Annotated in this window: 11 protein-coding genes; 7 read left to right on the forward strand and 4 right to left on the reverse strand. The window is 41.8% G+C overall.

Annotated elements, in window-relative coordinates; translation table 11 throughout:
• From BP74_RS12380 to BP74_RS12390, 3 genes are all read left to right on the forward strand, one after another.
• Positions 1-387: hypothetical protein (locus BP74_RS12380; protein ID WP_496370502.1), on the forward strand; the 387-nt coding region annotated here is incomplete at its 5' end.
• Positions 388-1224: 837 nt separating this feature from the next.
• On the forward strand, positions 1225-2946 hold the full coding sequence (locus BP74_RS12385) for a Kelch repeat-containing protein (protein ID WP_496374556.1): 1722 nt from the start codon (positions 1225-1227) through the stop codon (positions 2944-2946).
• Positions 2947-2986: 40 nt separating this feature from the next.
• Entirely contained in the window at positions 2987-3235 is a 249-nt protein-coding gene (locus tag BP74_RS12390; protein ID WP_072834730.1) for a KTSC domain-containing protein, read from the forward strand.
• Between the two features lie 60 nt (positions 3236-3295).
• Here the strand turns inward: BP74_RS12390 and BP74_RS12395 are convergent, their stop codons facing one another.
• The 4 genes from BP74_RS12395 to BP74_RS12410 all read right to left on the reverse strand — a co-directional run bounded on the left by BP74_RS12395 (position 3296) and on the right by BP74_RS12410 (position 7849).
• Entirely contained in the window at positions 3296-4183 is an 888-nt protein-coding gene (locus BP74_RS12395; protein ID WP_496374558.1) for an SDR family NAD(P)-dependent oxidoreductase, read from the reverse strand.
• 190 nt (positions 4184-4373) lie between these two features.
• The gene (locus tag BP74_RS12400) at positions 4374-5489 is read right to left on the reverse strand and encodes a lactonase family protein (RefSeq protein WP_496374560.1); all 1116 of its coding nucleotides are present in this window, start codon (positions 5487-5489) and stop codon (positions 4374-4376) included.
• Between the two features lie 100 nt (positions 5490-5589).
• Positions 5590-7215 carry a L,D-transpeptidase family protein gene (locus tag BP74_RS12405; RefSeq protein ID WP_496374562.1) on the reverse strand — a complete coding sequence of 542 codons (1626 nt, stop codon included), beginning with the start codon at positions 7213-7215 and terminating at the stop codon, positions 5590-5592.
• Between the two features lie 121 nt (positions 7216-7336).
• Positions 7337-7849, reverse strand: coding sequence for a DinB family protein (locus tag BP74_RS12410; RefSeq protein WP_496374564.1), 513 nt, complete (start codon positions 7847-7849; stop codon positions 7337-7339).
• Positions 7850-8079: 230 nt separating this feature from the next.
• On the opposite strand from BP74_RS12410, the gene BP74_RS12415 reads away from it, so the two are divergent.
• The 4 genes from BP74_RS12415 to BP74_RS12430 all read left to right on the forward strand — a co-directional run bounded on the left by BP74_RS12415 (position 8080) and on the right by BP74_RS12430 (position 12909).
• The gene (locus tag BP74_RS12415; protein ID WP_496374566.1) at positions 8080-10404 is read left to right on the forward strand and encodes an ATP-dependent helicase; all 2325 of its coding nucleotides are present in this window, start codon (positions 8080-8082) and stop codon (positions 10402-10404) included.
• A gap of 206 nt (positions 10405-10610) precedes the next feature.
• Positions 10611-11342: a hypothetical protein gene (locus tag BP74_RS12420; protein ID WP_496374568.1), complete on the forward strand. Its 732-nt coding sequence runs from the start codon at positions 10611-10613 to the stop codon at positions 11340-11342.
• Between the two features lie 65 nt (positions 11343-11407).
• Positions 11408-12229, forward strand: coding sequence for a hypothetical protein (locus BP74_RS12425; protein ID WP_496374570.1), 822 nt, complete (start codon positions 11408-11410; stop codon positions 12227-12229).
• An 83-nt stretch (positions 12230-12312) separates the two neighbouring features.
• Positions 12313-12909, forward strand: coding sequence for a NifU family protein (locus BP74_RS12430; protein ID WP_496374572.1), 597 nt, complete (start codon positions 12313-12315; stop codon positions 12907-12909).
• The last annotated feature ends 13 nt before the right edge of the window (positions 12910-12922 follow it).

The following is a 12922-nucleotide window of genomic DNA, read 5'->3' on the forward strand; positions in this document are numbered from 1 at the left end:
GTTAAAAGAAGGTACAGGCAGTTGTTTAAACAGGTAAGGACCATAGCCATCGTTTGTTTAAAGCAGGGAATGGATAAACCAGGGGTATTCACAGCCCTGCATACCTTCCTTACAGAACAAAAGCGTACTTCCTTAACCAATGAGCAGTTTACCCTTTTGCTCTCTTCCTTTGAACAGGAGCTGGCAGGAAGGCTCAAAGAGCCAAAGCCGCAAAAGGAAAAGAAGATGAAGAACAAGCTGGAGATTACAGTGAAAGCACCCCTGAGTGCAGAAGACACCGAGTACTTACAATTGTACATGGATGATTATGACTGGACCATCAGGTTTGAGGGAGACTTTCCAGCGGATTACCAGGTACCTTTCTTTCTCCTTAAACATGCTGTTTAAGGAAGTTTGTAGTGTGTAGTGTGTAGTTTGTAGTTCTTTAGGTCAAACGGAACTATTAATAGTAGACATTCTGAAGGTTAAACAATTGGTTTAGGTTGGAGAGGTTGAAATACAGGCTATTTAAATACACAACTGATGGTACCATTAACCCACAAGGCGTGCCTATGGCACGCTATGGAATCATTCATTTTGACTACCGACAAGATGTCCCGCAGGGACATGGTTTAGGACACATACCATTTCATTTGAATACCAATTATAAGAGGATTAAAATATTCCGGCTTAACCTATTAATAGGCGCACAGGGCGTACAACAGCCTTGCTCTTATGTTCCATAGGAACATTTTGTGGGTAGAAAATAACAATGAAAATGTAACAGCGTGCCGCTAGGTACGCCTTGTGGGTTGATTTATAGTTTTTTGTTTCTGGTCCGTTAGGTGTGAAGTGAACTAATGGATGCAAGCATATTTTATTGATATTCAGTTTTGCGATCCTTTGCGAACATCTTTGCGGACTTTGCGTTACTGAGTATCGCAAAGTCCGCAGAGAGAAAAGCCACGCAAAGAATACGCAAAGGCCTCCTGATTAATTACAATAATTAATTTCTTGTTTAGGTTGAAGGTGTTTATTGTTTCAATAGCCGCATAAGTTAACGTTAACGACAATCACTTCCATGTTTTTGACTTTTCAATTGACCTTAACCACTTCCTCGTTTCAATTTATTTTACGAACTTTAAGACTACTTCTTTTTAATTAGTTACAGTATATCCATTTTAAAGTCATCCTGAAAAAGCTCCAGATCCAGTCCCTGGAATAATTACGCTTAAAATAAACAGGATGAAATCAAAACGATTACTGCCGGGGATGATTGTGTTTTTTGTAATGATCCTTATCTCCTGTAAAAAAGAATATTCCTGTGAACATTGCCTGGGAAGGAATAAACCACCTATTGCTGATGCAGGAATAGATCAGCTGGTCATACTTCCTAAAGACAGTACAAGTTTAAACGGAAAAGCTTCCAAAGACCCTGATGGTTTCATCGTTTCCTATAAATGGAGGATGATCTCACCTAACCCTTCTGTGGTAATTACATATCCCGATTCCGCTGTAACAATGCTCAGGGGAATGATAGCTGGTGTTTATGACCTGGAGTTGAAAGTAACAGATAATGAAGGCTTAAGTTCTGCTGATACTATGCAGATAAGGGTATCTATTTCATCACAAATAAACCAACCACCTGTTGCTAACGCTGGCGTCGATATAACCTATACCCAACCGATTAATTCTGTTAGTATTGACGGTAGCCAATCGTACGATCCTGATGGTTCTATTGTCTCTTTTGTATGGAAACAAATTGCAGGGGCCAATCAAACCAATATCTCAGATCCAATGAAGGCAAGTTCAAAGGTCTATGACTTAACGGGTGACACTTATCTATTTGAACTAACCGTTACGGATAATGCAGGTCTATCTTCCAGTGATACTGTGCAGGTATCCGCTACCCTCAATCCTACCTGTACATCTAACAGGCCCATTTTTAATGCACAATTAGTGCCTATCGGAATTCTTTCTGAAGGGAGAATGGGTATGCTAACTGCGACTGCCGGCAATAAAATACTTTTTATCGGGGGTTTTACTTACGATGAATATTCAAATCTAAAAATTTCCCCCAGGGTTGATATTTATGACTATATGACTAATACCTGGTCTTATATTGATTTAAGTATTCCTCGCCAGGATATGAGTGTAGCAACTGCTGGAAATAAAATTTATATAGCTGGGGGTTTTGGCTCTGGTATTAATCATTCAATGATCGATATATATGATGCAACCAACGATTCCTGGACGAAAGCCGAGCTTAGTGAGCCAAGAGGCAATATTTGCAGTGTGACAATGGGCGATAAAATCTTTTTTGCTGGAGGTAGCAAGTGGATCTTTAACCATTATGAACCTTCAAACAGAATTGATATTCTTAATACAACGACAGGCACCTGGACAATGGATTCATTAAGTGAAGCAAGAGCTTCAGCTATCGGAACTACTGTAAATAACAAAATTTATTTTGCTGGCGGAAAAACAAATGATAATAATATATCTAACCGTATAGATATTTATGATGGTAATTCTAATTCATGGTCAATCTCCAGTTTACAGGAAGGGAAGTTGTTTTTCGCATCTGCTGTTGACAAAAAAAATATCTATTGGGCTGGGGGAGTTACAGGAATAACATCTACATCCGCCGTGCAATCTTTACTTGTGGAGATCAGGGATGTTGAAACACAAACTTCAAGCTTTTCATGTTTATCAAATCCAATAGCTGGATTAAACTCTGTATTAAATGGTGACAATTTGATATTTTTCCCAGGATTCCCCAGCTGGAATGTTGATGTAAAAACATTTGATGTTTTTAACCTGGTGTCTAAATCCTGGTCGATAGGGAAATTAGATTATATAGTTCCTAATGCATCTATCATTTCAGTCAAAAACAATATCTATGTGGCGGGAGGGAACCAAAGTAACATCATGACAACTCCAGAGGTTTTTCTTTTAAAGTGGTAAATAAATAATCTACTGGTATAATTTTTATGCACTTTCATTTATGGCAAAGCCGGTATTCACTACGAAATCCTCTACCATTCATAAGGTAGATTATAATGAAAAGGAAAAAACGATGGAGATCGAGTTTCGTTCGGGAAATGTGTACCGCTACTATGATGTGCCTCCAAGGATGTGGAAGATCTTTCAACTATATATAGAATGCGAAGGATCTGCCGGTTCATTTTTCAATGAATACTTAAAGAATCAATTCACATCAGAAAAGGTATCAGGTAACGAACCCGAAGAATAGATTACTGCATCTCTATTATAGATGCCGGAGAATGTAGTATTCCCCGGCATCAAAGATCTGCTATGGCTGGTGCACTTCTCTTGGAACGCCTCTCAACATGTTGGTTGCCCCATCCATGCTATGGTGTAAATTCAATTCACCTTTAGGCTCTTCAGTAACGTCGCTTTCTGCTTCCTTACCCACTGGCCCTTTTGATATGGTTATTCCTCCATCTACGGAGAACAATGCCCCTGTTACATAGGAAGCTTCATCTGAAGCAAGGAATAAATAGGCATTGGCAATTTCTTCTGGTGTTCCCCTTCTGCCCATAGGCGTTCCGGCAATGATCATTTGCTCATGTTTGGCCTTCATGGGTCCCGTTTCCTTGTGCGTCCATGCCGTGTCAATAGCTCCCGGGCAAACGCAGTTAGCCCTGATGCCGTATTTAGCCTGCTCTACTGCCACTCCTCTAGTAAAGGCATGCATCCAACCTTTGGTGCCACCATATACAGAGTTTTCACCCAATCCTAATTTGCCCGATTCCGATCCGGCGCATACAATACAACCTTTTGTCTTTTTAAGCTCGGGGATGGCATAGCGTGTCATCAAAAAAGCTGAGCGTATATTGTTCTTCATCAAATATTCAAAGGCGTCTATGGGATAGTTCTGGATCTCGGCCATTACCGGAAATACACCCGCATTATTAATCAGTATATCGAGCTTGCCATAAGTGTTAACAGCAAACTCTACGCAACGCATGGCATTGTCCTCTACAGAAATGTCTGCAATAAAGGGAGAGGCGTCACCTCCTTCTTTCATGATATCCCTGACTACGTCGTGTACGGGATCTTCAGGGAAACCGCTTACAACAACCTTAGCTCCTTCGCGGGCAAATTTTTTACAGATGGCTTCGCCAATACCTGTACCTCCACCCGTTACGATGGCAACTTTGTCTTTCAATCTGTTCATACTATTTCCTTTTGTTTAGAATGCAGCAATTGTTATGCTAAGTGCAAAAAAAAGGCAAAGCCTGGTGGCCTTGCCTTTACTGAACAAGAGAAAAAAAGTGAATCAGAGATAAAGTGTTAGCTGCAAGTTAGGACCTTATGAAAGCCCGGGAAATACCTATTAATGGGTATTTTCTCAATCCCAGTCAGTGTTATTGCGCCCATTTGATGCATACAGGGTTACCCACCTGTACACGATGCCCCGTGTCTCTTAATAAACCTGTTTTAGGATTTCTGCGGAAGACCACGATATTATCAGAATTCTGATTGGCTACTAGCAGGAAATTGCCGGTTGGGTCCAGGCTGAAATTACGTGGCGTTTTACCCATAGTTTCCTGTTGTGATAACTGCTGTAGCTGTCCGGTCGTTGGGTTGATCTTAAAAATAGCAATGGTATTGGCAGCATCACGGGTGGAAGTATAGAGATACTGTCCATCCGGTGAAATATGAATATCCGCACTGGTAAAAGATTTATCAAAACCCGTTGGCAGTGAACTTATGGTTTGCATAGGTCTTAACCTGCCATTAGCATAATTAAAAAGCGTTACATCGCCTGAAAGTTCCTGTACCAGGTAAGCCCATTTACCATTGGGATGAAAAATAAAATGTCGTGGGCCTGAGCCTGCCGGAAGATCTATTGTAAACCTTCTTGCCGAATCCAGCACACCCCTGGCCTGGCTAAAGGGATATAGTGTCACCTTATCTGTTCCCAGGTCTGAAACAACCAGGTATTTATTATCTGGCGTAAAGACTGTTGAATGCACATGTGCTTTTTCCTGGCGGTCTTTATTAGGTCCGCTGCCACTATGATGAATCGTGCTAACAGGTGACCCAAGTCTACCATTCTTAGCTGCCGGAAATATTGCAAGGCTTCCGGAACTATAGTTGCCTACAGCTATCCATTTCCCTGTTTTTTCAACTGCTACATAGCAGGGGTGATCTCCCATGGATGGTACCTGGTTCACTAGAGTTAAGTGCCCATTTTTTCTATTGAATTGAAAGGCTGAAACCTTACCGCCTACGCCGGGAGTAGCATCTTCATTCACGGCATAGACAATGCTCTTGTCAGGGGAAAGAGCCAGGTAAGATGGGTTGGAAGTAGCGGTAGAATCAACCAAACGAATAGCTCCTGTATTCGTGTTGAACTCATATACATAGATCCCCACACTCTTGCCTGATGTATAAGTGCCAACAAGCATAAAGGTTTTATTCTGAGCCATTGCATGCATAGATATCATAAACAGTAAAAAAGAGGTAATACATTTCATAAGAATAAATATGGATGAAGTTACTTGAGATCAAAGAATAAAAAACGGTTACAGGAAATTTGAGAATTCCTGTAACCGTTATTACACACCAAATAAACCTTTACATTGAAGTGAACATTCTTTCTCCCGTTTCCTTATCGTGCCCATAAACATCATTCCTGAAATTCAGTTTTCCTTTCTCATCTACCCAGGCTGTGAAATAAGTTATGTAAACAGGTTCTTTTTGCTTCACAGCCACATGCTGTTCTTTATCGCCTTTCATTTCCTGCTGCACCTTTGCTGTCGACCAATCGGATTGATCCCGCAACAGGTAAGCTGCGAGTTTCTCTGCATCGGCCACTCTTATACAACCATGACTCAATGCCCTGTCCTTTTTTGCAAACAAGGTCTTGTCAGGGGTATCATGCAGGTAGATATCGTAACTATTTGGGAACAAAAATTTAGCCTTACCCAGGGAGTTGTTCTTTCCCGGTAACTGGTTGATCTGTGGTATGCTGTCTTTATTGCTTACCACCTGCATATTATTTTTCTCCAGGTATTTGGGATCAGCCTTCATTTTTGGCATTATATCTTTTTGCACAATACTTTGTGGTATATGCCATACAGGATTGAAAACGATCTCGCTGATATCGCCGCTGAACATTAAAGTACTTGTACCTTCTTTTCCAACAATGACAGGCATCTCGAATACCTTGCCGCTATCTTCGATGGCATATAGCATCAATGAAGGAATGTTGACCATGATGCGGTTGCCATCAGTCATGGGACGCATCCATAAGGTCCGGTTCAGGTTTACCAGTATCTGTTCTACCCGCTGCTTAAAAGGGATATTTAACACTTCCACCAATGAATCATTCACTACTCCTGTAGGTGCTAATCCATTTCTTGCCTGGTAATCCTTAATAGCCATCTGCAATGAGTCATTGAATTTTGCGGTAGTATCAGTTGCCACATAATCCCCGGTTGCCGCCAGCCTCTTTTTCAGTAAAACCACTTGTGGTGTTGAACTTCCTTTTTTTAATTTCCCGGAACGAATAGTGAAGTTTTGCATGGAACTATCCTGGGCTGCCGTATAATATATAGCCAACTGTTGTTTCAATGCATTGTATGCCTTGTTACCTGCATATTGTATGGAATCTTTTTCCTTATGAAGAATAGAATCCGCTAATTGCATCACGTCCTGTTTTTTGGCAGGCACCAGGTAATAGATATTATCATTGGTTATCAAACCGCTGTCTTGTTTTGCCGCATATTGTACCAATTGCCGTGTGAGATCCAGTTCTGTATGGGCAAAGGAAGAATCTCCCCTGTTTAACTGTAATGAATCATTTTGCATGAGGCTATCTATATGCGTTTTTAGCTTTTGGCTGGCATTGGATGAATCCCCGGCATATAAATTCCACATAGCCCTGGCCTGTTCAGTCATACCATGGGTGGTAAACCAGGCATACTGGAAGTTGCGGACAAGGTAAAAATTGCGCAATCCCCTTGCTGCGGAATCATTCAATTTTTCTTTTTGAATATAAGATTCAACTGCTGCACTATCAAGGAAAAGGTCTGAATACGCATTGGCTTCAGTAATACTTTCATCCCTGAATGCAGCATATGAACTGCTGTCTGTTTGTTTTTGGGAAGTGCTGTCAGTGGTATTGCCAAACCATCCAGCCACCTGTGTACAGGAGCTTACCAAAACTGCTGCCACAATTACAACCATCATCTTTTTCATACCCTTGATTTTACAAAGGTTGTGCCGTTAAAACCGATGAGGCAGGTTGACTCTTTTTTACTATTACAAGATTATAGGGCTAATAGCTCTTAATTCCTCTTTGTGTAAACGCATATGCGGACTAATGTAAACCGCCTTTTACTATTCTTGCTGTTACCAGTAATTGGCCCAAATGTCTTTGGGTGTGTTCTGCGGCATGGAACAACAGCCCAAGGTGTGTAGTGGGTAAGGCCTTTCTTCCTATTGTTCTTGGTTCGGTGAGAGATGATGCTTCAGTATTGATCAATTGCTGTAGGTATAATTGAACATTTTGCTCCAGGTGGTTCATTAATGCTTCAACTGTCACAGCAATTTCCTTTCCTTCATTTTGCAGCCATTTCATTTGCTCTTCCGACAACATTTGCTTCCTGGCGTAAGTGGACAACCGGTCCAGTACACCCGCCATGTGCTGCAGGTGAAAAGCAACAGAAGCAACTCCGGCCGGCTTCACCCATAAAAGTTCCGCCGGGAAGTCCAGCATGATATCCTTAACTTCTTCCAGTGCCTGCAATACCGCGTGCGCTGCGGGCTGTAATAAAGAAGGAATCTTTTCAACAGGTCCCCGTAACCATACCTCGGGTAGATTTGTGGCCATAAGATTTTATTGAGGCAAGAAAGGTATTAAAAGAATTTTTTACTGCTTAAGACCAACTGGCAAACAAAAAAGAGAGATTGTTAGCTATAAAGAGAAATAAAAGCATATAATATCATTATACTCCAGGCTTCCCCTTTTTAAATTTTTTCCCACCCTAAAGGTCCCGGTTTTGTCCTTCTTTTAAGATAGTACTTGTGTGGAAAGCCACCCCAAAAAACTACCTTCGCCGCATGCAAGATTATTTGAAGGGATTGAATGATAGACAGCGTGAGGCTGTATTGACCATCGAGGGGCCGCTGATGATTGTGGCCGGTGCCGGAAGCGGTAAAACAAAGGTGCTGACAACGCGCATCGCCCACCTGATGGCCCAGGGCGTGGATGCTTTTAATATCCTGGCACTGACATTTACCAACAAGGCGGCGGCTGAAATGAAAGAACGTATTGGCCACATCCTTGGTAACCGTGAATCCCGCAATTTATATATAGGAACATTTCACAGTGTCTTTGCCCGCATTATGCGCGCAGAAGCACACCGCATAGGATATCCTAATGCATTTACCATCTATGACACCGATGATGCCAAGAGCGTGGTAAAAGCTGTGACCAACGAATTGAACCTGGATGTGCAGCATTATAAACCCAACGCGGTATATAATCGCATCTCATCTGCCAAGAACTCATTGGTGGGTCCGAAGGAATACATGACGGATTATTATTTGCAGCAGGAAGACATGAGGGCCAACCGTCCAATGATCGGTCATATCTATGATGCCTACAGCAAGCGTTGCTTTAAGAACGGCGCTATGGATTTTGATGACCTGCTTTTTAAAATGTACGAACTGCTTAAGCACTTCCCCGAGGTTTTACACAAGTACCAGCACAAGTTCAAATACATCCTGATCGATGAGTACCAGGATACCAATCCCGCGCAGTACGAGATCATCAAGTTATTAGGTGCAGTGCATGAAAATGTTTGCGTGGTTGGAGATGATGCCCAGAGCATTTACTCTTTCCGTGGTGCCACGATACAAAACATATTGCAGTTTCAGAAAGACTATGATGAAGTGAAGGTGATCAAACTGGAACAGAACTATCGCAGCACGCAAAACATTTTGAGTATCGCCAATGAGATCATCAAGAACAATAAAGGCCAGATACCTAAAACACTTTTCACAGAGAATGCTACAGGTGAAAAGATAAAGCTGGTTCGAACGATGACGGACAATGATGAGGGCAAGTTTGTAGCAGATGCCATACAGGAGCAAAAGCTGCGCAACCATCATAACAATAAGGATATCGCGATCCTATACCGCACCAATGCCCAGAGCCGTTCTTTTGAAGAAAGCCTGAGGAGAATGAATATTCCCTATACCATCTATGGAGGTATTTCCTTCTACCAGCGCAAAGAGATCAAGGACTACATAGCTTACCTGCGCATCATTGTTAATCCAAAAGATGAAGAGGCGTTGAAGCGCATCATCAACTATCCTGTACGAGGCATAGGTAAGACTTCGGTAGATAGAGCTATACTCGCCGCCAATGAGAATAATATCAGCATGTGGCAGGTTTTGGAAAATGCACAGATGTTTGGTTTTAAAGCAGGCACCCTGGCAGCAGTTGAAGAATTCGTGCTGATGATCCGCAGCTTTCACAGCATGCTGTCTTCAAAGAACGCTTATGATATTGCCTTTCATGTAGGCAAGCAAACGGCCTTTGTAAAAGAGTTGTTTAATGACAAAAGCACCGAAGGGGTTCAGCGCTACGAGAACGTGCAGGAGTTATTGAACTCTATTAAAGAATTTACAGAAACACCCATGAGCGAGGAAAGTGGAGAGGTGGGAGATAAAAGTCTCGCTGGTTATTTACAGCAAATCACATTGTTGACAGATGCTGACCAGAAAGATCCTGATGCCGATACCGTGAAATTAATGACCATTCATGCTGCCAAAGGCTTGGAATTCCCTGTAGTATTTGTTGGCGGACTTGAAGAAGGATTGTTTCCCAATGCCATGAGCATCAATACAAGGGAAGAATTGGAGGAAGAACGACGCCTGTTCTATGTATCGGTAACAAGGGCTAAAGGAACGCTTTACCTCAGTTATGCCAATACCAGGTATAAATTTGGCAACCTGCAGCAGAATGATCCCAGCCGCTTCATTGATGAAATACCTATGGAGTTCATTGATAAAAGCTTTGCGGGTGGCGGCGTAAAGAATCATTCGGGCCAGGGAATGATGGGTTCAGCATTTGAAAGAATGCAGCGTGGATTTGGAAGTCCCAAAACAGAATCTAAAGAAAAGACCTTTGTGTCCACCCTGCTCAATAGCAATAATAAACCCAAAGAGGTGGCGCATGTGCCTTCGCCAAATTTTGTTCCCAGTGACATTACAAAACTGGAACAGGGCATGCGGGTGGAACACCAAAAATTTGGCTTTGGTGAGGTTTTAAAGCTGGAAGGTTCCAGTCATAACCCTGTTGCAACTATTAAGTTTGACGAGAATGGTGAAAAAAAGATCATGCTTAATTATGCGAAGCTGATGATCGTGACTTCATAATAACTATGCTTATATATAAAGAAGGCGCTACAACAAAGTTTAGCGCCTTTCTTTTGTGCTAAACTGTAAATATTTCCTCCTTATTTACTCATTAAACCTAATGGTTTTACCTTATTTTCTGGTGTCACGTTAAAAAATGTTAATGGTGTTTTTAAACCTCAGGCGTAATAATCCTTCTATGATACACGAAACACAAAAACACTCGTATGAAAACAATCAAACAATCCGTTTTAGTTATTGCTGCAACCTTCGCAGCTTCCGTAAGTTTTGCACAAGTTAGCATTGGTGCTGCTAACAGTACTCATGCTTCAGTTTCCAAAGCCGTTAATGCCACTGCCGCTACAAAAGCTGCTACGAATGCTGCCACCAGGGCAACAGTTGCTACAAAAGCTACCACAGGTGCTGCAACTTCTGCTACAAAGGCTGCTGTAAAAACTACTGTTCGTACTACTGGTGATGTAAGTAATACTGCTAAAGAGAACGCAAGAGTAAATGCAAAGGCAGATGTTCATGCTTCTGAACAGGCTAAAGCACATGCTGATGAAAATTCCGCTGTGTTTGGAGCAAAGGCAGATGGTACTACCAAGACTGATGCTGATGCAACAGTAGATGGCCAGCAGGCAGCTGATAAAGCAAAAACAAAAACTGCAAAGGTGAAGACCAAGGCAGAAGATAAAAAGGATGAAGCCATAGAAAAAAGCAAAGAAGTAAAGACCAAGGCTGAAACAAAAACCAAGGCAGAGGCTCATGCAAAATCACAGGCTGCCCTTCACGCTTCTGATGAAGCAAAAGAGCATGCCAACGAACATTCTGCAGTTGTCAACGGTAGCACTCAAACACAGACCTCAGGCGATGTTAAAACCGATAAAAATGGTGCTTCTGTAAATGGAAAAGCAAAAACTCAAACCGAGGCTAAAGGCCAGGTAAAGAAAGGATAATATTACCCCCTATGTAACTCATCCCATTCATGACCTGAATGGGATGCTTTTTTAAAACACACCCCATGAAAAAGATATTCTTACTGTTGGCAACTGCCATATCTATACTTACCCATGCACAGGATTCTACAACTTCCCGTGCGCAGTTCAAGCTAAGCCTGAACTATAATTCTAACCTTAATTATTATGGCAGGACAGACAGCCTGAAAAGCACTGGGTTTTTCCCTATGGCAGAAGTCTGGCTTGGTGAAAAATTCTACGTCAATGCTGCACCGGTATTTGTAAACAATAGTTTGCAGAAGATGGAGTATGCGGGAACCATCACAACAGTAGGTTTTCAACACAGCACGGAGAAATGGATGACCAATTTGTTTGTATTGAAGCCCTTTTACACTTCAGGCAGCCAGTTGGTGCAGTCTGCATTAAAATCACAGGCAGGATTTAGTTTGAGCTCGCTGAATAAGTTATTAAATCTAACTATCGGTGGAGATGTAAAATTCAGCGACAAAACAGATCTGGGTGCAACTGCGGGGATAGATCATATTATCCGGAAGGAAAATAATAATGGAAGTGTTATAGTGATAGACCCCTCTTTTTATGCCTATGCAGGAACACAGAATTTTACAAATACTTATTACAAAAAGAAGGGGGGGCTGCCATTATTGCCTTCCGGTAACCAGCAGGTTACGGAAAATGTTCAACAGTTCAATATACTTGCCTATGAAGCTTCCGTACCCTTTATCTATGTGAAGGACAAATGGATGATCCTGGCCACGCCTTCCTATATTTTACCGCAAAACCTGATAACAGTTACGGGCCGGCCAGATCTTTCTGAAAGGGGAGAAAACCTGTTTTATATTACCCTTGGCCTGAAGCGTACGTTTTAAACAGTTACGAATTGCGCAAATTGCGCTTTCATAGCATCCTTTTAACAGGAACTATGGTAAATTTGCCGTTCAAACAGTGCATTATGATCAAAACAGGCAATCCTATCATCAGCATATATACCGAAATGACACCCAACCCGGAAACAATGAAGTTTGTTGCCAACAAGCTTTTGTATCCAGGTAAAAGCATTGATTTCCCGGATGTTGAAAGTGCAAAACCTTCACCGCTGGCGAATGAATTGTTCGGTTTCCCTTTTATAAAGGCCGTTTTTATTGCTTCTAATTTTGTTACGCTTACCAAAACTCCGGATACCGACTGGCAGGATGTAATTCCCGCTATTCGTGAGTTTTTGAAAGGTTACCTGGAAGAAGGTAAGGCTGTGATTAACGAAGAAGAAGTAGCTGTAAGAAAAGTGGAAAGCAGCAATGATGTAAATGTTGATGACAGTGATGTAGTAAAAAGGATCAAGGAATTACTTGACAATTATGTTCGCCCGGCAGTAGAAATGGATGGTGGTGCCATCCAGTTTAAAAGCTATGACGAAGGTATTGTGAACCTTATGTTGCAGGGAAGCTGCAGTGGATGTCCTTCATCTATGATCACCCTGAAGGCGGGTATTGAAGGAATGATGAAGAGAATGATTCCCGAGGTAAAGGAAGTTGTGGCTGAAGCAGAATAATTAGAGATAAAAT

Source organism: Flavisolibacter ginsengiterrae DSM 18136 (genome assembly GCF_059568575.1).